25 protein-coding genes are annotated in these 24,121 nt (G+C 55.5%); 13 read left to right on the plus strand and 12 right to left on the minus strand.

All coding sequences use genetic code 11. The annotated features are described in order from the left end of the window. Positions 1 to 164: 164 nt before the first annotated feature. On the plus strand, positions 165 to 1,238 hold the full coding sequence (locus tag ROA7450_RS14015; protein ID WP_085806481.1) for a PLP-dependent cysteine synthase family protein: 1,074 nt from the start codon (positions 165 to 167) through the stop codon (positions 1,236 to 1,238). On the opposite strand, the gene ROA7450_RS21000 is transcribed toward ROA7450_RS14015, so the two are convergent. Beyond that, complete coding sequence (locus tag ROA7450_RS21000; RefSeq protein WP_159454056.1) at positions 1,223 to 1,369, minus strand: hypothetical protein; 147 nt, start codon at positions 1,367 to 1,369, stop codon at positions 1,223 to 1,225. The two genes, ROA7450_RS14015 and ROA7450_RS21000, sit on opposite strands and share 16 nt — an antisense overlap. Between ROA7450_RS21000 and ROA7450_RS14020 the strand changes: the two genes are divergently transcribed. Next, the gene (locus ROA7450_RS14020) at positions 1,360 to 1,992 is read left to right on the plus strand and encodes a CmcI family methyltransferase (RefSeq protein ID WP_159454057.1); all 633 of its coding nucleotides are present in this window, start codon (positions 1,360 to 1,362) and stop codon (positions 1,990 to 1,992) included. The two genes, ROA7450_RS21000 and ROA7450_RS14020, sit on opposite strands and share 10 nt — an antisense overlap. 27 nt (positions 1,993 to 2,019) lie before the next feature. Here ROA7450_RS14020 and trpS read toward each other — a convergent pair whose 3' ends face one another. Continuing rightward, positions 2,020 to 3,045 (minus strand): tryptophan--tRNA ligase, encoded by a 1,026-nt coding sequence (trpS, locus tag ROA7450_RS14025; protein ID WP_085806483.1) that lies wholly within the window; start codon positions 3,043 to 3,045, stop codon positions 2,020 to 2,022. Between the two features lie 72 nt (positions 3,046 to 3,117). On the opposite strand from trpS, the gene ROA7450_RS14030 reads away from it, so the two are divergent. Next, positions 3,118 to 3,804 carry a rhomboid family intramembrane serine protease gene (locus ROA7450_RS14030; RefSeq protein ID WP_085806484.1) on the plus strand — a complete coding sequence of 229 codons (687 nt, stop codon included), beginning with the start codon at positions 3,118 to 3,120 and terminating at the stop codon, positions 3,802 to 3,804. A 193-nt stretch (positions 3,805 to 3,997) separates the two neighbouring features. Here ROA7450_RS14030 and murJ read toward each other — a convergent pair whose 3' ends face one another. Both murJ and ROA7450_RS14040 read right to left on the minus strand, forming a co-directional pair. Next, entirely contained in the window at positions 3,998 to 5,536 is a 1,539-nt protein-coding gene (gene murJ / locus ROA7450_RS14035; RefSeq protein WP_085806485.1) for a murein biosynthesis integral membrane protein MurJ, read from the minus strand. Between the two features lie 136 nt (positions 5,537 to 5,672). After that, entirely contained in the window at positions 5,673 to 6,908 is a 1,236-nt protein-coding gene (locus ROA7450_RS14040) for a urate hydroxylase PuuD (RefSeq protein ID WP_085806486.1), read from the minus strand. A gap of 99 nt (positions 6,909 to 7,007) precedes the next feature. Between ROA7450_RS14040 and ROA7450_RS14045 the strand changes: the two genes are divergently transcribed. Beyond that, positions 7,008 to 7,928, plus strand: a complete 921-nt coding sequence (locus tag ROA7450_RS14045) for a LysR family transcriptional regulator (RefSeq protein ID WP_085806487.1) — start codon at positions 7,008 to 7,010, stop codon at positions 7,926 to 7,928. A 22-nt stretch (positions 7,929 to 7,950) separates the two neighbouring features. On the opposite strand, the gene ROA7450_RS14050 is transcribed toward ROA7450_RS14045, so the two are convergent. Continuing rightward, positions 7,951 to 8,250, minus strand: coding sequence for a hypothetical protein (locus ROA7450_RS14050; protein ID WP_085806488.1), 300 nt, complete (start codon positions 8,248 to 8,250; stop codon positions 7,951 to 7,953). Between the two features lie 214 nt (positions 8,251 to 8,464). On the opposite strand from ROA7450_RS14050, the gene ROA7450_RS14055 reads away from it, so the two are divergent. Together ROA7450_RS14055 and ROA7450_RS14060 are read left to right on the plus strand one after the other, a co-directional pair. Further along, positions 8,465 to 8,890 (plus strand): ester cyclase, encoded by a 426-nt coding sequence (locus ROA7450_RS14055; protein WP_085806489.1) that lies wholly within the window; start codon positions 8,465 to 8,467, stop codon positions 8,888 to 8,890. A gap of 301 nt (positions 8,891 to 9,191) precedes the next feature. Further along, positions 9,192 to 9,992, plus strand: a complete 801-nt coding sequence (locus ROA7450_RS14060) for a hypothetical protein (protein WP_085806490.1) — start codon at positions 9,192 to 9,194, stop codon at positions 9,990 to 9,992. A 186-nt stretch (positions 9,993 to 10,178) separates the two neighbouring features. Here ROA7450_RS14060 and uraH read toward each other — a convergent pair whose 3' ends face one another. Beyond that, positions 10,179 to 10,532 carry a hydroxyisourate hydrolase gene (gene uraH / locus ROA7450_RS14065; protein ID WP_085806491.1) on the minus strand — a complete coding sequence of 118 codons (354 nt, stop codon included), beginning with the start codon at positions 10,530 to 10,532 and terminating at the stop codon, positions 10,179 to 10,181. Positions 10,533 to 10,682: 150 nt separating this feature from the next. Here uraH and puuE point away from each other — a divergent pair, with 150 nt between their 5' ends. Genes puuE through ROA7450_RS14080 form a run of 3 tightly spaced genes read left to right on the plus strand, consistent with a single transcriptional unit; the run spans position 10,683 to position 14,070 of the window. Beyond that, positions 10,683 to 12,095, plus strand: a complete 1,413-nt coding sequence (gene puuE, locus ROA7450_RS14070; protein WP_085806492.1) for an allantoinase PuuE — start codon at positions 10,683 to 10,685, stop codon at positions 12,093 to 12,095. Next, complete coding sequence (locus ROA7450_RS14075; RefSeq protein WP_085806493.1) at positions 12,092 to 12,577, plus strand: ureidoglycolate lyase; 486 nt, start codon at positions 12,092 to 12,094, stop codon at positions 12,575 to 12,577. Before puuE ends, ROA7450_RS14075 begins: the two co-directional genes overlap by 4 nt. 56 nt (positions 12,578 to 12,633) lie before the next feature. Continuing rightward, positions 12,634 to 14,070 carry a uracil-xanthine permease family protein gene (locus ROA7450_RS14080; RefSeq protein ID WP_085806494.1) on the plus strand — a complete coding sequence of 479 codons (1,437 nt, stop codon included), beginning with the start codon at positions 12,634 to 12,636 and terminating at the stop codon, positions 14,068 to 14,070. Between the two features lie 58 nt (positions 14,071 to 14,128). Here ROA7450_RS14080 and ROA7450_RS14085 read toward each other — a convergent pair whose 3' ends face one another. After that, positions 14,129 to 15,277 carry a threonine/serine exporter family protein gene (locus ROA7450_RS14085; protein WP_085806495.1) on the minus strand — a complete coding sequence of 383 codons (1,149 nt, stop codon included), beginning with the start codon at positions 15,275 to 15,277 and terminating at the stop codon, positions 14,129 to 14,131. Between the two features lie 280 nt (positions 15,278 to 15,557). Between ROA7450_RS14085 and ROA7450_RS14090 the strand changes: the two genes are divergently transcribed. Then, positions 15,558 to 16,280, plus strand: coding sequence for a haloacid dehalogenase type II (locus ROA7450_RS14090; protein WP_085806496.1), 723 nt, complete (start codon positions 15,558 to 15,560; stop codon positions 16,278 to 16,280). 100 nt (positions 16,281 to 16,380) lie between these two features. Beyond that, positions 16,381 to 17,376, plus strand: a complete 996-nt coding sequence (locus ROA7450_RS14095; RefSeq protein ID WP_085806604.1) for an Ldh family oxidoreductase — start codon at positions 16,381 to 16,383, stop codon at positions 17,374 to 17,376. Positions 17,377 to 17,436: 60 nt separating this feature from the next. Here ROA7450_RS14095 and ROA7450_RS14100 read toward each other — a convergent pair whose 3' ends face one another. Continuing rightward, a complete protein-coding gene (locus ROA7450_RS14100; protein WP_085806497.1) occupies positions 17,437 to 17,949 on the minus strand; it encodes a MarR family winged helix-turn-helix transcriptional regulator in 513 nt (170 codons plus the stop codon). 79 nt (positions 17,950 to 18,028) lie between these two features. Between ROA7450_RS14100 and ROA7450_RS14105 the strand changes: the two genes are divergently transcribed. Both ROA7450_RS14105 and ROA7450_RS14110 read left to right on the plus strand, forming a co-directional pair. Continuing rightward, positions 18,029 to 18,919 carry a DMT family transporter gene (locus ROA7450_RS14105; RefSeq protein WP_085806498.1) on the plus strand — a complete coding sequence of 297 codons (891 nt, stop codon included), beginning with the start codon at positions 18,029 to 18,031 and terminating at the stop codon, positions 18,917 to 18,919. A gap of 11 nt (positions 18,920 to 18,930) precedes the next feature. After that, positions 18,931 to 19,572 (plus strand): NAD(P)-dependent oxidoreductase, encoded by a 642-nt coding sequence (locus ROA7450_RS14110; RefSeq protein ID WP_085806499.1) that lies wholly within the window; start codon positions 18,931 to 18,933, stop codon positions 19,570 to 19,572. Positions 19,573 to 19,619: 47 nt separating this feature from the next. Here the strand turns inward: ROA7450_RS14110 and bhcD are convergent, their stop codons facing one another. The 4 genes from bhcD to bhcA all read right to left on the minus strand — a co-directional run bounded on the left by bhcD (position 19,620) and on the right by bhcA (position 24,034). Then, on the minus strand, positions 19,620 to 20,585 hold the full coding sequence (gene bhcD / locus ROA7450_RS14115; RefSeq protein WP_085806500.1) for an iminosuccinate reductase BhcD: 966 nt from the start codon (positions 20,583 to 20,585) through the stop codon (positions 19,620 to 19,622). Between the two features lie 115 nt (positions 20,586 to 20,700). Further along, a complete protein-coding gene (bhcC, locus tag ROA7450_RS14120; protein ID WP_085806501.1) occupies positions 20,701 to 21,864 on the minus strand; it encodes a 3-hydroxy-D-aspartate aldolase BhcC in 1,164 nt (387 codons plus the stop codon). Positions 21,865 to 21,878: 14 nt separating this feature from the next. Next, positions 21,879 to 22,844: a beta-hydroxyaspartate dehydratase BhcB gene (gene bhcB, locus ROA7450_RS14125; RefSeq protein WP_085806502.1), complete on the minus strand. Its 966-nt coding sequence runs from the start codon at positions 22,842 to 22,844 to the stop codon at positions 21,879 to 21,881. After that, entirely contained in the window at positions 22,844 to 24,034 is a 1,191-nt protein-coding gene (gene bhcA, locus ROA7450_RS14130) for an L-aspartate--glyoxylate aminotransferase BhcA (RefSeq protein WP_085806503.1), read from the minus strand. Before bhcA ends, bhcB begins: the two co-directional genes overlap by 1 nt. Between the last annotated feature and the right edge of the window lie 87 nt (positions 24,035 to 24,121).

The raw sequence follows: 24,121 nt of genomic DNA on the forward strand, positions 1-24,121 counted from the left end.
CACCACTTCTCCGATCAATCTGCCAAAACCGAATGCCCTCTGTTCAAGATTGCACAGCGGCGACTGCGCCTATTTCAGATTAATCCCGCTGCAAATTCAGTTTCATGCTACTATGTGCAGATTGTGAAAGCACTTTTCGACGACTTTGAACTGGGGGATACATCATGACAGCCAAACGCAGCACGCAAGGACGTGGCCGCCGCTTTGACAGCGTACTGGAAACCATCGGCGATACGCCGGTGATCCGGGTCAACAACCTCGCACCGGACCACGTAGAGATGTACGTGAAAGTCGAGGCGTTCAATCCGGCGGCATCAGTCAAAGACCGACTGGCGATCAGCATCATTGAAACGGCCGAGCAAAATGGCACGCTGAAGCCGGGCCAGACGGTGGTAGAGGCCACCAGCGGCAACACCGGCATCGGATTGGCCATGGTCTGCGCGCAAAAAGGTTATCCGCTTGTTGTCACTATGGCCGATAGTTTTTCAATTGAGCGCCGCCGCTTGATGCGGATTCTGGGCGCCAAGGTGGTGCTGACCCCGCGCGCCGAAAAAGGCTTTGGCATGTATAAAAAGGCGGTTGAACTGGCCGAGGAACACGGCTGGTTTCTGGCGCATCAGTTCGAGACTGAGGCCAATGCCGCTATCCATGAAAACACCACCGCGCAGGAAATTCTGGGCGATTTCGAAGGTGAGCGACTGGATTACATTGTCACCGGTTATGGCACCGGCGGCACTGTCACTGGTATTGGCCGGGTGATGCGCGACAAGCGGCCTGATACCAAGATTGTACTGTCGGAGCCTGCGAATGCCGCCTTGCTGGGCAGTGGTGAGGCGCAGGGCCGCGAAGAAGACGGAGCCCCAGCGCATAGCCATCCGGCTTTTGAACCGCACCCCATCCAGGGCTGGACGCCTGACTTCATTCCGCTGGTGCTGCAGGAGGCCATTGATAAGGAATTTATCGATGATTTGATCCCTGTGGCAGGGCCGGTAGGCATCGAATGGGCGCAAAAGCTGGCGTCGAAAGAAGGGATCCTTACCGGCGTCTCCGGCGGATCAACTTTTGCCGTGGCTATGCAGGTTGCAGAAAAGGCAGACCCCGGCTCGGTGATTCTCGCCATGCTGCCCGACACCGGCGAGCGCTATATGACCACGCCGCTGTTTGAGAGCATCCCGGAAGACATGACCGAGGAAGAAGCGGAGATTTCCCGCTCAACCCCCAACTACCAGATGGGATAAATCGCCAATTTCACGTGGTTTTGATCCCATGTGCGTGCCGCATGTGGGATCAGCTCGCAATCCCCCTTGATCGATGACGTTGCTTTAAGCTCAAATGAACGTGCTGACAGAGGAGTATCTGATGCGCTCATTTGAATCCGCCTTTTCCAAGCAATTTCTGCGTAAGTACCAAGATGGGGTCATGGCCTATCATTACCGCGGGATCGAATGCCTGCGTAGCCCCATCGATGCAGCCATTCAGGCCAATGCGATCTGGAACGAAAAACCTGGGACCATTATCGAGATCGGCTCGCACCACGGGGCCAGCGCCTTGTGGATGGCCGACACTTTGCAAAACTATGGTTATGACACACAGATTTACTCTATCGATGTAAAAACGCCGGACCTTATGGATGACCGCGTCACCTTTCTCGAAGGGGATGTGATGGATCTAACCCCGACGTTTGAGAAACACGGGCTGTTCAACACCCCGCGCCCGTGGTTCGTATTGGAGGATTCCGCCCACACATACCCCTGCTGTCTGGCAGCGCTGGAGTTTCTGTCACAGCACATGCGCAAAGGTGAACTGCTGGTGATGGAAGATGGGCTGCTAGTTGAGCTGGGTGTTGGAGAAAACTACGGCGGCGGGCCAAACCGGGCGATTGCCGAATTCTCCGACGCCAATCCGGACGTTTTCGAGATCGACACCAGCTATTGCGATATGTTCGGTGTCAACGCTACCTACGCACCGAATGGCTATCTGCGCAGGTTATAAGAAAGGGGGCCGAAGCCCCCGTTCCCTTTAGAGTTTTGCGCCAACCATCCCGGCAATGTCATAGGTCTTTTGCAGAATAGGTGAGGCAATTGCGCGAGCGCGTTCACTGCCATTGGCCAGAATGCGGTCAATCTCGGCTGTGTCCTGCATCAGGCGGGACATCTCGTCCGAAATTGGTGACATTTTTTCAACCGCCAGTTCAGCCAGCATCGGCTTGAATTCAGAAAACGTCCGGCCACCAACGTCCCGCATTACCTGATCGACGCTTTTTTCTGACAGCGCCGCGTAGATGTTCACCAGGTTCCGCGCCTCGGGACGCTCTTCCAACCCTTTGACTTCGGACGGAAGAGGTTCCGGGTCAGTCTTGGCTTTGCGGATTTTCTTGGCAATCGTATCGGCATCATCGGTCATGTTGATGCGCGACATGTCCGACGGATCTGACTTCGACATTTTCTTGGACCCATCGCGCAGGCTCATCACCTTAGTGGCCGTGCCTTCAATGACAGGTTCCGTTACCGGGAAAAAATCAACGCCAAAGTCGTTGTTGAACTTGATGGCAATGTCGCGGGTCAGTTCAAGATGCTGTTTCTGGTCTTCGCCCACAGGCACCTGTGTCGCGTGATATACCAGAATGTCCGCCGCCATCAGCGCCGGATACGCCAGCAGACCCAATGACGCGTTCTGCGCGTTCTTGCCCGCCTTGTCTTTAAATTGTGTCATCCGCTGCATCCAGCCCATGCGGGCGACACAGTTGAAGATCCACGCCATTTGCGTGTGTTCTGGCACCTGCGATTGATTGAACAGAATGGATTTTTCCGGATCCAATCCAGAGGCGATATAGCCTGCGCACAATTCGCGCGTGGCGCGACGCAGATTGGCCGGGTCTTGCCATACAGTGATGGCGTGCAGATCGACCATACAATAGATCGTTTCAACACCGCTATCTTGCATATCAACAAAACGCTTCATCGCGCCCAGGTAGTTCCCCAGAGTCAAACCGCCCGAGGGCTGGATGCCTGAAAAAACGCGGGGTGTGTGGACCACCTCGGTCATGCCTATCTCCGTCTGGATTTATTGGTCAGCCTCGCTTACTGGTGTGGGGTAGCGCCGTCAAGGAGAGCAGTGATGTCAGAGCCGTACAATCCAAGCCCGGTCAACCCGGTGCCACCCGCGGTGGTGGCCCTGTTTCTCGCGATTATCGGGATCGAGGCAATGTTCACCCTTGGCAGTCAATCCGGGATCGGCGGGCCGCAGGCCATCGGCTGGCGCAACAACGCGATCCAAACCTATGGCTTTAGCGCGGATGTGTTTGACTGGATGCTGGAGAACAACCGCTATCCTCCAGAGCATCTAATGCGGTTCTTCACCTACCCCTTTGTCAGCGCAACATTCACTCAGGCGCTATTTGGCGGTGTGATGGTGCTGGCGCTGGGGAAGTTTGTCGGCGATGTTTTCAGCCAATGGGCTACGCTGTTGTTGTTCATTGTCTCGTCAGTCTTTGGGGCTGTTGTCTATGGATTTGTCGCAGGTGCACAGCCGTGGCTGATGGGCCCCTTCCCCGGAGTTTACGGCCTGATCGGCGGCTTTACATACCTGATGTGGCTCAAACTTGGCCAGATGGGCGCACCGCAAGCGCGGGCCTTTTCCCTGATCGGGCTCTTGTTGGGCATTCAACTGGTGTTTGGTCTGTTGTTCGGCGGAAGCCGGGGCTGGCTGGCGGATCTAAGCGGGTTTGCCAGTGGTTTTGCCCTGTCCTTTGTATTAGCCCCCGGCGGCTGGCAAAAAATCCGCACGATTTTGCGGCATGAATAAGGCTTACTAACGTTGCACAAGAGCGCGATTGCCAGACCGCAGGATGGCGACGCAACTCTCTTGCGTGCCAGTTTATCTGTGCCAGTCCGCAAAACGTAACGTTTGATGAAACCTTCGATCTATCGCCAGCAATTGCGGGCGGTCTGGCGATCACGCGGCAGCCTGCGGCCTTGATCCCGCGCGAGTTTAATGTTTAGCGCCGCAACGCCCCTTTGAATTCGCCTAAACGGAAGGCCCCGATCAGGTGGCCGCATAGGAAATAGCTGACCATGCCTGACCCGATCAGGACCAATAGCGCCAGCCATTTGACACCGGGAACAGCCAGATAGGGGCCGACCAGCAAGGCCACGCTCCACAACACCCAGCCCATAAAGGCCGAGGCCACAACAATCCGCCAGATTCGGCGGCGGAATTGAGCGTCAAACTTTGCCACATCCCCATACCGCCGCGCGCCCAGCCCAAGGCAGAGCACCATGATCCAACCCGCCACGCTGGTGGCAATCGCCGCTGCGATCCAACCGATGCTAAAGGCCAGACCAATCGCAATCGCGGCGTTCACCACCATTGCGACCAGCGCATAGTTAAACGGGCGTTTGGTATCTTCTCGGGCGAAATAGAGCGGCTGCAACAGTTTTTGCAGAACAAAGGCGGGCAGACCGAGGCCGTAGATGGAAACCGCCAGTGCTGTCGCTGCCGTATCATCGGCGTCAAAAGCACCGCGCTCAAAAAGGACGGAAACGAGCGGCAAAGGAATGACCATCAGCGCCACAGCAGAGGGGATCGTCAGCGCCAGAGAAATCTCACCTGAGCGCGACAGGGAATGCCGTGCACCTTCCTCGTCATTGGCTTTCAAACGCCGTGACAGATCGGGCAACAGCACGATACCCACCGCAATGCCAATCACACCCAAAGGCAGCTGATACAGCCGGTCCGCCGAATAGAGCCAACTGACCGCATTGTCGTAATTCGAGGCCACCAACTGACCGACCAGTAGGTTGATCTGCACCACCCCCCCGGCAAGCGCAGCCGGCACGGCCACACGCACCAGGTTTGACATCTCCGGCGTCCAGCGTGGCCGTGTCGGGCGAATGTGCAAACCCGCGCGATCCGCCGCCACCCAGACCAGCACCAATTGCGCAATGCCAGCAAAGGGAATGGTCCAGATCAGGGCCAGCACGACTTCGCCTCCCATAACCCACGCTATGGTCATCGCTCCGACAAGCAGAACATTTAGCAACACCGGCGCAGCTGCAGCGGCCGCAAACCGACCCGCTGCATTCAGAGCACCCGACAACAGTGCCGCCAAAGAGATAAACAGCACATAAGGGAAAACAATCCGGCCATATCCCACCGTCAGATCAAACCGCCTGTCCCCGGCAAAGCCTTCTGCTGTCGCCCAGACCAGAGCGGGCATGAAAATCATCGCCACACCGGACAGTGCCAACAACACCAGCGCCAGCCCACTGAACGCCAGACTGGCAAAGCCATTGGGATCTTCGCCCGACTCCAGCCGTTTGGAAAACATCGGTACAAAGGCCGCGTTAAACGCGCCTTCGGCAAAAAAACGGCGGAACATGTTGGGAAGGCGGAATGCTGCTACATAGGCATCCATCAGCACGCCCGGCCCGATCAACCCCGCGATGATCACATCACGGACAAAGCCCAAAAGGCGGCTGAGCAATGTCCAACCGCCCACCGTCAGAACACCAGAGAGAAGGCGAATGGGTTTCATTCAAATGCCTTGGTTCAACACAGATTATGGCAGGAGTAACGGATCAACCCATCTCGGGAAAGAGGGCTTGAGCTAAACTGCTGAATATCTGTGTGGAAATGTGGATGCTTTGCATCCTGACGCAAGCAATTTGCGCCTATTTTTCCGCACGCACTTCGCGTACCCAGGCAATGATCTGTTCACGCGAGTCCGCGCTCATTTGTACCGCATTTGGCGGCGGCATGGCATGGCTAATGCCCGCCTGCAGATAAATCTGGTCGGCATGTCGCGCGACATCGCCGGGAGTCTCAAGATAAACACCTTTCGGGGCCCATTTCATATTGCCCCACACCGGTTCGCGCGCGTGGCACATCGAACAGTTGCCTACCACGGCATCATAGGCTCCTTCGAACGCTTCCGCCGAAGCGTATTTCTCCTCGTAAGCCGTCAGCGGCTGCGCCTCGGCTTCCTCCCATGTCTCGGTGTTGCGTACAGATGACAACCAAGCAATCACGATCATCAGCAGAACAGTCACCGCCCATGTCCAATGCGGTCCTTGGCCGGTGCGGTGCATTGTGTTGAAATAATGCCTGATGGTCACCCCGGTCAGGAAGATCAGGCTGGCGATGATCCAGGCGTATTCAGTGCCAAATGCCAGCGGATAGTGGTTCGACAGCATCAGGAACACGACCGGCAGCGTCAGATAGTTGTTGTGCGTTGACCGCACCTTGGCGATCTTGCCGTATTTCGCATCCGGCGTGCGTCCGGCTTTTAGATCAGCAACCACAATGCGCTGGTTTGGCATGATCTGGAAAAACACGTTCGCGGTCATGATCGTGGCGGTAAAGGCCCCCAGATGCAGTAGTGCAGCACGTCCGGTGAATATCTGGTTATAGCCCCAGGACATAGCCACAAGGATGGCGAACAACAGCAGCATCAGCACCGTTGGATGTTCGCTCAGCTTTGATTTGCACATTTGATCATAGAGCAGCCAACCGATGGTCAATGATCCGCCTGAAATCAGGATGCCTTGCCACAGGGCCAAATCCGCTTTGGTTGGGTCGATCAGGAACAACTCACCGCCGACCCAGTAGATGATCATTAACAGCGCCGCACCAGACAGCCAGGTCATATAACTTTGCCATTTGTGCCAGGTCAGATGTTCGGGCATTTCCGAAGGAGCCACCAGATATTTAACCGTGTGATAGAAACCACCGCCATGCACCTCCCACTCTTCGCCATAAGCCCCTTCGGGCAGCGCAGAGTTCGGCTTCAGCATCAGATCAAGCGCAATAAAATAGAACGATGCCCCGATCCACGCCATCGCAGTAATGACATGCAGCCAGCGGACAGAAAACGCGATCCAATCCCACATCACAGCCAGATCATACATGGAAACCCTCCCAAGATTCGGTTTGAAACCACTCTAGGCGACCGATTATTATTCTGCTATCATAGCAAAATACCAAGCAGCATCAAAAAAATCAAAACAATGTCATACCTCGACAACATCCGAACCTTTGTACGCGTTTACGAACTGGGCAGCATGTCTGCCGCCGGACGGGACCTGCGCATTTCGCCTGCGGTGACCTCCTCTCGAATCTCGCAACTAGAGGATCATCTGAGCGTGCGGTTGTTTCAACGCACCACCCGCAGCCTGACCCCAACCGAGCAGGGGCAAGCCTTTTACGCCGGGGCCTGCGAGATCCTTGAATCGGTGGAGAGCGCCGAGGCGCAGGTCGCCAATATCACTGAAAACCCCAAAGGCTCGCTTTATGTCGCCGCCCCCTTGGGGGTGGGTCGACGATTGATCGCGCCTCAGGTGCCCGCGTTTCTGGGCGAGTATCCCGAGGTCAAAGTCAGATTACGCCTGACCGATCGCAAGGTGGACCTGACCACAGAAGGCTTGGATCTGGCATTCTTTCTGGGTCAACCTGAAGACAGCAACCTGCGTATCCGCAAGATCGCCGATGTGGATCGGGTGCTTTGCGCGGCACCCTCTTATATCGAAGCGCACGGAACGCCGGGCTCGGGCGACGACCTGATCACCGGCGCGCATGAATGCCTGAACCTGCGCTTCCCCGGCGCAACCGAGTTCCAATGGCCCCTAGTCACCGCCGAGGGCACCAAGAAATTCCGCGTCGCCGGGCGCTACGAATCCGACGACGGCGATGTGCTGACCGATTGGGCGCTGGATGGCCACGGCATCGCGATGAAACCAATCTTCGAGGTAGCCGAACACCTGCAATCCGGCCGCCTTGTACCCGTCGCACAGAACACGCCACCTGAACCGATCCAAATGGCCTGCCTGTATACCCACCGCAAACGGCAAGACCCCAAAGCACGGCTGTTTATGGATTTCGTGATCGACCGCGTCGGTCGGGAAATTCGTGAGAGTGGGGAGAGCCGCTGACCCCCTTAGTACGTATCAGCCTTCAGTTTGATGCAGCATACTGCTCAGACTTGGCCCATGCACAAAGGTTCATGCCGTGCGCTTCGCCGACGGTATACCCGCTCCCGTCCGACCCGGCGATATACAACAACCCATCACGGGACTTTACCTTGTTCAACCGCAGCCAATGGGTCGAGCCCTTTTCTTGGGCACATTCGGCAAAAGCCGCCTTTTGAACCTCTTCAGGCACCGTGCGGATCGCATCAAAATCAGCAGCCGCTTCGCACGCCGCGACGGATGCGACCAACATGAAAGCGACGGTGCGACGAAGATAGAAGGCCAAGCTAAACCCCGGTTATTGCTCTTCCTAGGCTAAACCTAGCTGCAACTAAGAACAACAAATTCACCAAAGTCATAAACTCTCTTTAAGCATTGTCCGCTTAGAGCCCAGCTTGACTAAAGCTGTGTACTACACGAATGTCGGCTTCCAATCACGCAGATATGAGTGCGGTTCAAACTATACGCACTGTGTAATTTACAACTAAAGGACGCGATTGATGCACCCAACAGAAAAAGTAGTTCGCCAGTTTCATGAATCTTGGGGCATGCGTGATCCTGATCGCGGAGCAGAAGTTATTTCGGAGGATTGCGCCTTTGAAGATATTGCTCGCCAAGAAAAACTGACAGGCAAAGAGGCTTACAAGGATGACTATTATCGATGGCGGGAAGCTTTCCCAGACGGTCTTTGTGAAGTTGAAAACGTAATCGTTAGCCAATGCGGAGAATGGGCAACCGTTGAGTTTCGCAATACAGGCATTCACGCTGGTATCCTGCGCTCCAGTCTCGGAGATTTCCAGCCAACCGGAAAGAAGGCCGAAGTTCGTTACTGTTCCGTGATGAAAGTAAAAGATGGAATGGTGGTAGAAGGCCGAGATTACTACGACAGCGCAACGATTACCCGCCAATTGGGGTTGGTCGATTGACTCTTTGAGCCCTGCATTAACATAGCTGCTTTAACTAGCATATCTCACGACATGTAATGAAAGAGAAGCTGACATTCTTGAGCATCGTATAGATGTCGGCTCTGTCCGCATAGCGGTCTTGATGTCGTTCTGAATTCAACTTAGATCATCAGTTGACCGGTATGAGGCCAATCTTCTGAATGCTGTTAGTTCACGAATTTCATCTCCGGGATTAGCCCCAACAGCCTTCGCTAGTTGTGGGTCTAAGTGACTATAAACGCGAATTGTGATACTGATCCAAGCTCAAGCTTTGAGGTATCAAATGCGGCACATTCTTTTGGCAATATTATTTTTCTTTTACGCCGGGAGCGTCTCGGCACAGCAGTCAAGTGATGATCTTGCGGATTTTTGCGCAACTGCGACGCCTGATTTGATGGCTGCGCTGAACGGAACGTGGCGACTAACTCACGAGTCAGGCTCTGCATATTTTGGAAATATGTCCAGACAAGATTTTCCAGCCCCAGCACCGATAGATTTAGAATTTTTGCACTGGAGCAACCTCGACATCGGCATATTGAGCGGAGAAGGCCAATACCTTCTGATGTTGCCGGTATCAACGGAGGCGGCAGCGGACCATATATCAACCCTTGTACAGGACGAGGTGACTGCAGACTTAATGCCAGGCAGTGCTTCTTGTGATTGGTATGCTCTTCCGGCGATGATCGGGACCACAAGTTATAGCTTGAAGTCTGATGAGTTGGAACCGGTAATTAGACCTGAAAATGTCCATTTGTGGCAGGGTGGTGTCGTCATCAACATCTGTCCCGAAGGTGAAAAAGAAGAAGAACTTTGGTCTTCGATTCCAGACGAGTATCGCGACACAAGTAACGATACTGATGCACGTATCCGACTCTCTGAAAAAACAGATCTCCAAATATATCGAGATGAAAAGTCCGCTTGTGCGGTTCATAATTCGACGAAAGGCGATCTGGATATGACCCTCATCGTCAAGTTCAGTTCACCTAATTCCGCGTCTGGAATTGTGTCATTCTGGGGAAAGATGGATGCGGGCGGGCAGAAGATAGGATTTTTTGCGCAAACGCCAGTTAAGATGAGTCGTTGAGCCAGCGCGAGAGCGCCAATGGAGCCGATGCCATGTCTGTTTTTGGCGTCATCGACGCGTTCACTCAAGATCCGCTTCGTCCGCAGTGCCGACATGAAGCCAGTTTCACTTTTCGGTCTTCTCGGACTTCTCGGACTTCTTCACGAAGCCCACTAGTATTACGCCGCAAGAAGCAAAATCCCCAATCTAACTTCCGCGATAGGTCGAATACCCAAACGGCGAGAGCAGCAGCGGCACGTGATAATGCGACGCCTCTGACATGCCAAAGCGGATTGGGATCACGTCCAAGAAGCGCGGTTCCTCGGGCGGGGTGCCGCTGGCATCGAGATAGCTGCCCGCGTGAAAGACCAACTCATAAACGCCTTTCTCAAACGCCTCTGTCGGCAGGATCTGCTCATCCGTGCGGCCGTCGTCATTGGTGGTCAGCGTTTTCAGATGCGTCCGGGTCTCGCCCTCGATCTTATACAGGTCGATCTTCAGCCCCTCGGCCGGGCAGCCGCGTGCGGTGTCCAGAACATGCGTTGTCAGATATCCGGTCATGATAAGCCTCTCGAATTGACGTGCCTTTTTATAAGCCGATCTTGCCCTGCCGGACAAAGTATGCCGGACAAAAGGCACCTTCGTGTTTAATTTGAAAAATATTCGGATTATTCTGGATTACAAAGGATTAATTCAAATGAGGACCTGCAAGTGACCCGCTACCCCCGTGACATGACCGGATACGGTGCCAATCCCCCCGCTGCCAATTGGCCGAACGGGGCGAAAATCGCTGTTCAAATCGTTCTGAACTACGAAGAAGGCGGCGAAAATAACATCCTGCACGGCGATGCCGCGTCTGAGGCGTTCCTGTCTGAAATCACCGGCGCACAGCCGTGGCCGGGGCAACGGCATTGGAATATGGAATCAATCTATGAATACGGTGCACGCGCCGGGTTCTGGCGGGTGCACCGCATGTTGGGTGATCTGCCGGTCACGGTCTATGGCGTGGCCACGGCTCTGGCGCGTGCACCAGAACAGGTTGCAGCGATGAAGGCCTCGGGTTGGGAGATCGCCAGCCATGGCCTCAAATGGGTCGAACACAAGGACATGTCCGAGGAGGAAGAACGCGCACAGATCGCTGAAGCGATCCGGGTGCATATTGAGGCCACGGGCGAAGCCCCGCGCGGCTGGTACACTGGGCGCTGCTCAAACAACACCGTACGCCTTGCGGCCGAAACCGGGCAATTCACCTATGTCGCCGACAGCTATGCCGATGATCTGCCATACTGGATGAAGATCAATGGGCAGGACCAGTTAATTGTACCCTACACATTGGATTGCAATGACATGCGCTTTGCGATTCCTGCAGGATTCACCAACGGCAATCAGTTCGAAAGCTATCTGAAAGACAGCTTTGATGTGCTGTACGAGGAAGGCGCGGCAGGCGCGCCCAAGATGCTGTCTATTGGTCTGCATTGCCGCCTGATTGGCCGTCCCGGCCGCGCCGCCGCTCTGCGTCGCGCGATCGAGTATTTCAAATCCCACGATGATGTCTGGTTCGCAACGCGCCTGCAGATTGCCGAACACTGGACCAAGGAGCACCCCCCCGTGACCACACCCATCCCCTCGCAAATGGACCGCGAGACGTTTGTCTCTGAATTCGGCGGTATCTTTGAGCATAGCCCCTGGATCGCCGAAGGCGCGCATGCGCAGGAGCTTGGACCGACCCATGACACCGCTCAAGGCATACATCAGGCGCTGGCCCGAGTATTCCGCGCGGCCCCTGACGATCAGCGCCTCGGCGTTCTGACTGCGCACCCTGATCTGGCTGGTAAACTTGCCGCAGCCAAACGCCTGACCGCGGAATCCACGGCTGAGCAAGCCTCGGTCGGGCTGGACGAGTTAACTGATGAAGAGCGCGCGACATTCACTCGCCTCAACGACTCTTACACCACGAAATTCGGTTTTCCCTTCATCATCGCCGTGCGTGACAACACCAAGGCCACGATCATGGCCGCCTTTGAGCGTCGCATCGGCAATGACCGCGCCACCGAGTTTGATGAGGCCTGCCGTCAGGTCGAACGTATCGCCGAGCTGCGCCTGCAAGAGAAACTGCCAAGATGACGACCCGGATCAAAGCCCACCCCCTGACTGCCGAAGCCCTCGCCCCCTATGGCGACGTGATGGAAGCCACCGGCGCGCCCGACAAGCTGATCAACCAAGGTAAATGCGGCCGGTTCCACGACCGCGCAAACCTTGATTTTTCGGATGGAAAAGCCGGGATCAGCATTTTTCAGGGTGAAAAAGAAACCCTGCCTTTGCCGCTTAAGATGGTGGAACGCCACCCTGAAGGCAGTCAGGCTTTTGTGCCGATGTCCGCCGGCCCGTTTCTGGTGGTTGTGGCACGTGATGAGGACGGCACACCGGTTAACCCCATCGCTTTCCTGACAAAACCCGGCCAGGCGATCAATTTTCACCGCGGCACATGGCATGGGGTTTTGGCCCCCCTGTCCGAGCCTGGGCTGTTTGCCGTCATCGATCGCATCGGCGACGGCGCGAACCTGGAAGAGCATTGGTTCGACACCGAATACATCATCGAAGAATGACGCGAGCAGCTGGAAGAGGAGCCAGCACTCAGCATCGGTAAGGGAGGAACACCGACATGTCAGACAGATCCATCGGGACCCCGGCGCAGCTCCGGGATCCGAATTACACGCCTGCGCTGCAACAAGCGATCCCCTTGGGCATTCAGCATGTGCTGGCAATGTTTGTCTCAAATGTCACGCCGGCGATCATTGTCGCCGGGGCAGCTGGATTTGGGTTCGGATCGGACGCGGGGGCACAGGGTTTCCCGGACATGACCTATCTGATCCAGATGTCGATGCTCTTTGCCGGGATCGCCACTCTGTTTCAGACCATCGGCATGGGGCCGGTTGGTGCCCGCCTGCCAATTGTACAGGGCACCAGCTTTGCCTTTATCCCGATCATGATCCCACTGGTATCAGGCAAAGGCGTTGAAGCCCTGCCCGCTGTGTTTGGCGGTGTCATCATCGGTGGGTTTTTCCACGCTTTGATCGGGACATTCATCGGCAAGATCCGCTTTGCCCTGCCTCCGCTGGTCACCGGCCTGGTGGTGACCATGATTGGCCTCACGCTGGTCAAGGTCGGCATACAGTATTCGGCCGGCGGCGTGCCCGCGATGGACAAGCCTGAATATGGCAGCCTGTTGAACTGGTCGGCGGCGCTTGTGGTGATCTTCGTCACACTGGCACTCAAGTTCTATGCCAAGGGCATGCTGGCAGTTTCTGCCGTCGTGATCGGCATCATTGTAGGCTACATCTACGCGATGATCATGGGCATGGTCACGTTCGAGGGCATCTCGACCAGCTGGGAACGTGCTGCGCCCATCGCCTTTCCGGTGCCCTTCAAATTCGGTTTCGAATTCAGCGCTGCCGCCATTATCGGCTTTTGCCTGATGTCATTTGTCTCAGCGGTGGAAACTGTCGGCGACGTTTCAGGCATCACCAAAGGTGGCGCCGGACGCGAAGCGACAGAAGAAGAGATTGCCGGGGCGACCTACGCTGACGGTGTTGGCACCGCCATCGCCGGGTTCTTTGGCGGTTTTCCAAACACGTCCTTCAGCCAGAACGTTGGTCTGATTGCCATGACCGGGATCATGAGCCGCCATGTCGTGACCATCGGCGCGCTGTTCCTGATCTTCTGTGGGTTGATCCCCAAAGTTGGCGCGGTCATCCGCACTATCCCGATCGAGGTTTTGGGCGGCGGTGTCATCGTGATGTTCGGCATGGTCGTTGCGGCAGGTGTGTCGATGCTCTCGGATGTCGATTGGAACCGTCGCAACATGGTGATCTTTGCGATCTCGCTGACCATCGGTCTGGGCCTCAAGCTGGAGCCCAAGGCAGTACAGTATCTGCCAGATACGCTGCGTGCGCTGATGACCAGCGGCCTTCTGCCCTCAGCTTTTATCGCCATCGTGCTAAACCTGATACTGCCCGAAGAACTGGCTGGAGAAGCCACCGAAGAAGTCTCAGGCGGGATGTCAGGACATGGCAAAGGGTCGCTGCCTTCAAGCGATTAGGTTTAATTCACAATTCACGTGCACCCGAAAGCGGCGCGCCTCCCGCGCCGCTTTTGCTTCAACTGATCAGGTTGCGGTTCTTTTGCGAATACATCGAGTAAGCGGTGATCTGCCCCGCCACGATGGCCGAAAAGATAAACAACGACGACAGGCCTACGCTTTGTGAGGGCATGAGGGATTCACCATAGAGCGTCTGTGTCGCCCCCATCAGCACCCGGCTGCCGGGAACTAAGATAATAATGCCCTGCACAATATAGATCGCCCCCGTTAGGCTCAATTTTTTGGCTAGCCATGTGCCATAGAAGGTGATGCAAACTGTCGTGATCCACGTTCCCACGATCCAGCCCGCCCCCAGATCCAGATATAGCGGTCCCCACATACCCAGAACCGTCACGGGAAAGGCCAGCAAGATGTCAATCGCACGGGCGTTGAAGATCACACCAAGCGCGCAGGACAAGATCGGTAGCGCCACAAAAGGCATCCACGGAGCAATCTCGCTGACATTGGCGACGGATTCAGCCTCACCCCATAGGGTTTCACCGATGTTCAGTCCGATAAATATGCCGATAAATAACTTCATAAAAACAAAGATAGACTGCCCAAACAAGCTGGTCCCAGACAATATGTCATTGAACGCTAGACATTCGAGCGAGTTGGCAATCGCCAATCCCGGCACGAACAAAACAATTGCCGCAATACAGAGCCCCCACACCGGCAACGGAACACCGTGAGAACTCATCCAGGCGACGGTCAATCCGGTCACAAGGGCACTGAGAAATTCAACAACGATAATGCGCTCATTCCGGCAGATCAGTTGGCACACCCAAACCATGAAGCCCAGTAAGGCCGCGATGCCAATCGCCTGCATGGAACTGCCCACCAGAACCAAAAATGCGGGGGGTATAGCGATGTTCGCCATCATTACCAGAAAAGCAGGATAGCTGACCGGCTCTGGCGGTACCTTGTTGGTAGACTGATTGATTTCGATGATTGTATTGGCCAACAAAGCCAGATTGATCGACGCTGGTTCCAACCGTTTCATGACAACCTGGTTTTCATTGTCGGGAAACTGATAGGTTATCGCCGTGGGCGAGGCCTGCACCACCACCGTCACCCCATGCTTACGCGCATAGTGTTGCACATATTTTTCGATCTTGTACGGCGCGCAGCCACTGCGGTGCAGCGTCGTGCCGATATCACAGATCATTTTTATGCGTGCGCTCGGGGCCAAGGCAGTCACCAGATTTATGGATCAACATAGCAAGCCGGGCAGAATCAAAAACCGTCGGGATGCTCAGAGGCGGCTTTTATGCGCTCTGGTATGAATTGACCATCCCCTGCACTAAACGCCCGCCAAAAGGAACATGACAGATTTCGATGATCCGATGAGCATCCATCATTAGGGTCATTGGTGCTGCACGAGTAACCTAAATCCGAGATGATGCCCTTCCATGCAAGGAATGGCATCCACGCGAAAAGGACACGCCATGAAACTGAGTGACTTCAAAGCCCTGACATTTGATGTCTACGGAACACTGATTGATTGGGAAAGCGGGATGGTAGCAGGCTTGAAACCTCTGACCGACAAGGTCAGCCAGCCTTTGACACGCGACAAAATCTTGGAGGCACATGCCTATTATGAATCCACAACGCAACGCTGGACACCCGCCCAAAAATACTCCGAACTTTTGCCGGTGGTGTATCGCCGCTTGGCTGAAGAATGGGGTGTTGAGGTCACTTGGGAAGAATGTCAGGCCTATGGCTTTTCAGTCCGACAGTGGCCCGCGTTTGATGACAGTCGTTCGGCCCTGGCCTATCTCAAGCAGCACTACAAACTGGTCGTGCTAACAAACACTGATAACCTCAGTTTTCAAGGTTCAAATGCCCGTCTCGGGGTGCATTTCGACGGAATCTATACGGCTGAGGACATCGGTAGTTACAAACCCGCAGATCGCAATTTCGATTACATGCTGGAAACGCTGGCACGACAAGGCATTCAAAAAGGTGACATTTTGCACACCGCAGAAAGCATGTTCCACGATCACGTCCCAGCCAATAAACACGGGCTGGCCAATTGCTGGATCTACCGCCGCCACAGCAAAGAGGGCTTTGGTGCAACGATGAATCCCGGCGATTTGCCAAGCTATGATTTCCGCTTCAACAGCATGTCGGATCTGGTCGCGACTCATAAGGCGGAACTGGAGGAATAGGCCCGCAATACCATGCGACTACTTGCTGGCCATCGTCGCAAATATCGTTAACCATGCGCCCCTGACACATAAAAATTCTGACAAAGGGCGGCCTGACGACATGAGCACACTCGATCTGACACTTGATGAAATCTATACGCTGGCAAATGCCACGATGGTCGCCAATGGCTGTGATGAAGACAACGCCAACGCCTTGGCCGACATTGTCACCCGGGCCGAACGGGATGGCTCGCATTCCCACGGTCTGTTCCGTGTGCCCGGCTATGTCAAAGCCCTGCGTAGTGGCAAAGTCAATGGCAAAGCCAAGCCTACAGTGATCCGTAAAACACCCTCGGTCATTCAGGTGGATGGCGGTGGCTGCTTTGCCCCGTTGGCTCAGGCCGTCGGTCTTCTCGCTCTGGCCGAAGCCGCCAATGAATCGGGTGCCGCAGCCTTATCATTGGTCAACATCCACCACTTTGCCGCGCTCTGGCCAGAGACCGAATATCTGGCGGACCGGGGACTAGTAGGAATTGCCTGCACCGCCTATATGCCCTCTGTCGCGCCTGCCGGATCGAAGGAAAAGCTCTTCGGTACCAACCCGATATCCTTTGCCTGGCCGCGCCCAGGAAAATCGCCTATCTGCTATGACATGGCGACGGCCGCCATGGCGATGGGAGACGTGCAGATTGCTGCCCGCGATGGCAAAACCGTGCCTCCCGGAACCGGCCTTGATGCGGATGGCAATGAAACCACTGATCCCGCCAAAATCGCCAAAGGTGTGCTGCTGCCCTTTGGCGGTTACAAAGGTTCAGCCATTGCCTTGATGGTAGAATTGTTGGCTGCGGGCCTAACCGGCGAGCGCTTCAGCTATGAAGCCGCCGAACATGACAACAAGGATGGCGGCCCACCACGCGGAGGTGAGATGGTGATCGCTCTGTCACCGGCTGTCATTGCAGGCGAAGGCTGGGCTGAACACGCTGAAGAATTTGTTGACCGTCTGGCGGGGCTCGAAGGCGTCCGACTCCCCGGCGCACGCCGCCACGCAAACCGGCTGGATACTGGCCCGCGCGCCATCAATGCCACACTTGTCGAAACCATTCGTGGGCTCTGCTAGAGGCTGCAAATTTTTAATCAGATGCGGGGCCTGACACATAAATTGCAGGCCCTAGCGTCATTAGCCCGGGCCATTTGTGCTGGCCCCGTCTGAAATCACGAAGCTGGATAATGCCTTTAAAAGATCATTCAGGTCGCTTTGTTGTTTGAGAGATAACCCATCCATCAATCGATGTTGAGTCGCGACATGATCAGTCACTGCAGCATTGATCAATGAGAAACCCTCTTGGGTCAGCCGCACCAAAAACCCACGTTTGTCATCAGGGTTTTGAACCCTTTCAACCAGCTCTCGTTTCACCAATTGATCGATGCGGTTGGTCATGGTTCCAGATGTCACCATGGTCAGTTCAAGCAACTCGCCTGGAGACAGGCCTTCGGCTTTTCCGGATCTGAGCAAAGTCGCAAGAACATCAAAACTGGCGAGATTCAGAGCATGCTCTTTCCAGGTTTTCTCCATCTCCGCCCGAAGCAAGATTCCAAGGCGCAATATCCGGCCAATGGGCTCCATGGGGCCAACGTTAAGGTCAGGGCGAACCTTGTTCCACTGGCCAATAATAAAGTCAACTTCATCCATGAATAGTGAGTAGTCAGAATTTATCTTGACGTCAAGAGTTATGAATATATCTTGACATCAAGATAAACGGAGATTCGCCATGAAAGACCAAATTGACATTGTTTTGACATCCCTTGCGCCGCTGGTGTGGGGCAGCACGTATTATGTCACGACACAGCACCTTCCTGAGGGGTACCCGCTAACCATGGCAGCACTGCGCGCTCTGCCAGCAGGATTGCTATTGCTTGTCTTGGCGCGGCAGTTACCACGGGGGGTGTGGTGGGTGCGCGTCTTTGCGCTTGGTGCCCTCAATTTCACCCTTTTCTGGGCGTTGCTCTTTCTCGCAGCTTATCGACTTCCAGGGGGTGTCGCGGCGACGGTCGGTGCAGTTCAACCTCTTATTGTTGTCTTTCTCGCCTCTGCCATTCTGAGGTCGGCGCTTCGGAGCAAAGCAATAGTCGCCGCCGCCATGGGCGTGGTTGGGGTCAGCTTCCTTGTCCTTGGCGCAGGGGATGCTTTGGATACTGTTGGTTTACTGGCAGGCCTAGCCGGAGCGGTTTCGATGGCAGCAGGCACCGTTTTGACGCGAAAATGGCAACCTCCGGTGTCTCTGCTCACATTCACGGCTTGGCAACTCACGGCGGGTGGACTGCTTCTGGTGCCCCTCGCAATCTTCATCGAACCGCCATTGCCGCCGCTGGAGTTGGAGAACATCTTAGGTATTTCATACCTCAGCCTCATTGGTGCGGCGCTTACCTACATTCTATGGTTCAGGGGCATATCCCACATCGGTCCCACTGCCGTTTCGGCCCTCGGATTTCTTAGCCCATTGTCTGCGGTCCTGATCGGCTGGATCATGCTGGGCCAAGCGATGACTGCCTGGCAAATCGTCGGTGCAGGGATCGTGTTATCGGCAGTATGGCTTGGTCAACACGCCAATTCCAGCAGACACTCCTCACTCCCAAATCAATCCATGCAAACATCCCACTAAAGGAGAGCCCCATGAAAATCGTTGTATTCGGAGCCACAGGTGACGTCGGAACCCGTATTGTTACAGAGGCCATTCAACGCGGTCATCATGTCACTGCCGTGGTCAGAAACAAGGCCAGCCTATCCAAGCTGCCTGAACACATTACTGTCCATATAGCTGATGCCCGCAACCCATCAGAGGTTGCTGAAGCAATGAATGGTCAGGATTTGGCGATCAGTTCCCTTCGAACCCCATCTGGACAAGAGGGAGAGGTTGTTGGGCTGACGCAATCCATCCTGAAAGGCGCCGCACGGGCGGGTATCCGGGTCATAATCGTCGGAGGTGCCGCCCGTCTACACCTGCCAAATGGCAGCCCGCATAGCGTTCTCACTGCGCCGGGTTTCTTACCTGAAAGTGTTGTTCCAACGGCCAGAGCCTCATATGCACAATATGAACTCTGTAGCAGCGATCTCGTTGTGAACTGGACCTACGCAAGCCCCGCGGCTCTGTTGCGACCCGGCACACGGCGAGGCACCTACCGAACTGGTACCGACACGTTGTTGGTCGACGAAGATGGAAATTCGGAAATCTCGATGGAGGATTTTGCTGCCGCCTTGGTGGAGGAAGCCCAGAACGCTCAGTTTGTCCGCACGTCGTTTACGGTCGGTTACTGACGCCTGTACATCAAGGCCTGCCTCCGATTGGGGACAGGCCACTGATCTTAAAAATCAACCTCGATGGCGATACCCTTTTGGACCGCGAGATCAACGACCGAGGCCGCCACGGCAAGATCTTGCAATCCGACGCCTGTGCCATCGAACACTGTGATTTGATCGTCAGAAGTCCGACCGGAGTTTGTGCCATTTATCACTGCCCCCAGTTGGGCAACGTCGCTCTCGGCAATCAGCCCTTCGGCCACGGCATGCTGCGCTTCGCCGATCGAAATAGATTGCGCCACTTCGTCGGTGAACACGGAGGCTTTGGCCAATATCGCGGATTCAACTTCTTGCTTGCCTTTTGTATCGGTCCCCATGCAGGCCACATGCGTGCCCGGTGAGACATGACCGGCCATCAAAGACGGTGCAAAGGCCGAAGTGATAGAGATGATGACATCCGCTTCAAGCATGCCAGGCAACTCAACTGCTTCAAACGCGACGCCTGCCTCGTTGGCCACCTTTTCGATGTTGGGCAGAATTTCAGGGTGATAGTTCCAGCCGATGACCTTTTCAAAACTGCGCTGCTCGAGGGCTGCGCGCAGTTGGAATGTCGCTTGGTGGCCTGCGCCGATCATGCCTATCACCTTGGCATCTTTGCGCGCCAAATGTTTGATCGATACGGAAGAGGCCGCCGCTGTCCGCAGCGCGGTCAAAAGGTTGCCACCGACCATCGCCTTGGCCTTGCCGGTATCCGGATCGAACAAGAACACGGTTGATTGGTGATTAATCAGCCCTCGGCGTTCAAGATTGTTGGGCCAATAGCCCCCGGCCTTCAACCCCAATGTTAACCCGGCCTGATCAAAGCCACCTTTGAAGCCATATAGAGCATCTTCATGGCCAATCGCCTCGCGAACGACCGGGAAGTTATAAGCATCGCCTGCGGCCATGGCGGCAAACACCTTTTCCACAGCATCAAAGGCTGCCTCGCGGGTCATCAGATCGGCGATTTCGCGTTCGGGTACGATCAGCATGAGTTTCTCTTTCGTAAAAGCGGGGATCGGACGCACCGACCCCCCAAGTCACCCACCAAAGCGGTGGCTCAGGATGCCCCTGACAGGGATCGGCAGGGGCAGGGGTTCCGTTTGATTAATAGGCTTTGCCGCGGGCTGATACCGGCCACAAAGTTTCCACCACGCCGCCGCGGACACCGACGTACCAGTCGTGGACATTGGCGGTTGGGTCACAGTGTCCGGGAACCAGCTTGAGCTTGTCGTTGACCTTCAGCGTACCATCCAGGTCGGACACAACGCCATGCTCGTCGGAGCATTTGACGTATTCCACATCGGTGCGGCCAAAGATCACCGGCAGACCAGAGTCGACCGACTGCGCCTTGAGGCCCGCATCAACGATGGCCTTGTCGGCCTTTGCATGTGACATGACCGAAGTCAGGATGAAGAATGCGTTCTCCCATTCGCCCTGATCGATGCGTTTGCCATCTTGATCCAAGATGCGTCCATAGTCTGCATCCATGAAGGCGTAAGACCCACACTGCAGTTCGTTGAACACGCCCGAATTACTCTCGAAGTAGTAAGAGCCTGTACCGCCGCCACCAACAATATCGCACTCGATTCCGTCTGATTTCAACGCCTCAACCGCGTCTTTCACCATGGCCACGGCCACGTCGATCTTGGCTTTACGATCTTCATAGCTGTCCATGTGTTGCATCGCGCCTTGATAGGCTTGAATGCCTGAGAACTTCAGCCCCTCAGCGCCATCGATGGCCTTGGCGATATCCACAACTGCGGATGTAGTTGTCACACCGCAACGGCCCGCGCCGCAGTCGATTTCAACCAGACATTCGATCTCGGTGCCATGCCTTTGCGCCGCTGCAGACAGATCAGCCACATTCGCAATGTCATCGACACAGCAGATTGTGCGGGCCCCCAGCTTGGGCAGGCGCGCGAGCCGGTCGATTTTGGCGGGATCACGGACCTGATTGGACACGAGTACGTCCTGGATCCCGCCGCGGGCAAACACTTCAGCTTCGGACACCTTCTGGCAACAGACACCGCAAGCGCCGCCCAGTTCAACCTGCAACTTCGCCACGTCCACCGATTTGTGCATCTTGCCATGCACCCGGTGGCGCATGCCGTGGGCCTTGGCGTAATCGCCCATTTTCTTGATGTTGCGCTCCAGCGCATCCAGATCCAGCACCAGACTTGGCGTTTGAATATCGGCTTCGTTCATGCCGGGCAGAGCAGGCACGTCAAAGCCAACCTCAAGCCCCTCGAATTTTGTTTGTGCGTTCATTGGAATGGCTCCTTTCACGTCGTCCAAGGCAGAGTGTCGAGGTCGACATTCCCGCCGGTGATTATGATCCCGACCCGCTTGCCTGCAAATCGGTCCTTGTTCTTTAGAATGGCAGCGAGCGACACAGAGGAACTGGCCTCCATCACGATCCTCAAGTGCTTCCACGACAACTTCATCGACTCGATGATCTCCGCCTCTGACACCGTCAGAATGTCGCTCACGTGGTCTGAGACGAAATGCCAAGTCAGATCCTTGAGCGGCACCAGCAGACCATCGGCGATGGTCTTGGGCGCATCGTCAGCAATGATGTGGCCCGCCTTGAAGCTGCGATAGGCATCGTCTGCCTGTTCAGGCTCTGCCGCGATCACTTGTGTCTCCGGTGCCAGATTGGACAGCGTCAGGCAGGTGCCAGAAATCATCCCACCGCCGCCAATTGGGGCAATAACCGTATCAAGACCGTCGGTCTGCTCGATGAATTCCTTCGCACAGGTACCTTGGCCAGCGATAACTCGGTGATCGTTGTAGGGGTGGATGAAATCACCACCCGTTGCCGCCTGAACCTTGGCAAAGGTTTCCTCTCGCGACGATGTAGACGGCTCACATTCGGTAATCTGACCGCCATAGCGGCGCACCGTATCCTTTTTCGCCTGTGGCGCGGTATACGGCATCACAACATTGCATGGAATGCCACGCCGCTTTGCCGCATAAGACAGACAAGAGGCGTGATTTCCAGAGGAATGCGTCGCCACACCTTTGGCAGCTTGATCCTCGTCCAGACCAAACACCGCATTGGATGCACCGCGTACCTTAAAGGCCCCCGGTTCCTGAAAATTCTCGCATTTAAAAAACAACTCCGCCCCGGTCAGCTCGTTGAGATACTCTGACGTGCGCACTGGGGTGCGTCGGATATGCGGCGCAATCCGTACATGCGCCGCCAGCATGTCCTCGTAAGTGGGGATATACATCGCACAATCCTTCATCACGCCGCTGCCTTGAGCGCCGCCGCCGGATTGGCGCGGTAATACTCCTGCGCTGCTGCAACGCCCGAGCCCAAAGTGATTTCCAGTCCCAGATCGGCCATGCACATCTCAGCCGTGGCAATGCCGCTCAGCGTCATCACATCGGTCAGGCTGCCAAGGTGGCCGATACGGAACACTTTGCCCGCAACCTCGCCCAACCCAACACCAAAGGCGACGCCGTAAGTATTGGCCGCATGAGTCACGATGTCGGTCGCATTGAACCCCTCGGGCGTGCGAATTGCGCTGACCGTGTCCGAATAAACCTCAGGGCTTACGGCGCAAAGCTCCAACCCCCAGGCGACAACAGCCTTGCGCACGCCTTCGGCAATACGTGTGTGACGGGCAAAAACATTCTCTAGCCCTTCATTGAGCAGCATAGTGCAGGCTTCATTCAGGCCATTCATCAGGCCAACAGCTGGGGTGTAGGGATAAGCATTGGCCGCATAGCCTTTGGCCATGTCATGCACGTCATAGAAGGTGCGCGGCAGGGTGCCCGTCTTGGTGGCCTCCATCGCCTTGGCGCTGAAGCCAACAATGGCCAGGCCTGCCGGCAGCATGAAACCCTTTTGCGAACCGGTCACCGCAACATCGACGCCCCATTCGTCAAAGCGGAAATCCATCGAGCCGATCGAAGACACGCCATCAACAAACAACAGCGCCGGGTGACCCGCTGCATCCAATGCACGACGCACAGCGGCGATATCGGACTTCACACCAGTGGCGGTTTCATTGTGCGTGGCCAGAACAGCCTTGATCTCGTGGCCTTTGTCGGCTGTCAGAATTTCCTCGTAGCGATCAGCAGGCAGGCCCTGCCCCCAAGCGGTTTCAACAACCTGAACGTCCAGACCATGACGCTGGCACATATCAATCCAACGATGTGAGAACATGCCGTTACGCGCCGCCAGGATCTTATCACCTGCGCTCAGGCAGTTAGTCAGCGCCGTTTCCCAGCCGCCCGTGCCGGTCGCTGGAAAGATGAATACCTCGGCCGAGGAGCTTTTCAGAACCGTGCGCACGCCGTCACGTGCCGGGTGCAGAATCTGCCCGAACAGCGGTGACCGGTGGTCGATTGTCGGCATATCGCAGGCTTTGCGCAGGGACTCGGGGATATTTGTTGGCCCCGGAATGAAAACTGGATTTTGAAAGCTCATGGCCGTCTCCTTTGGGTGTTAAACCAAGAGTAGGGTCGGGTATTACACTTCTCAATTTTTTTGAAATCATTTTTCAAAAATTGGTAT

The sequence above is a fragment of the Roseovarius albus genome (genome assembly GCF_900172335.1).
In the GTDB taxonomy this organism is placed as follows: Bacteria; Pseudomonadota; Alphaproteobacteria; order Rhodobacterales; family Rhodobacteraceae; genus Roseovarius; species Roseovarius albus.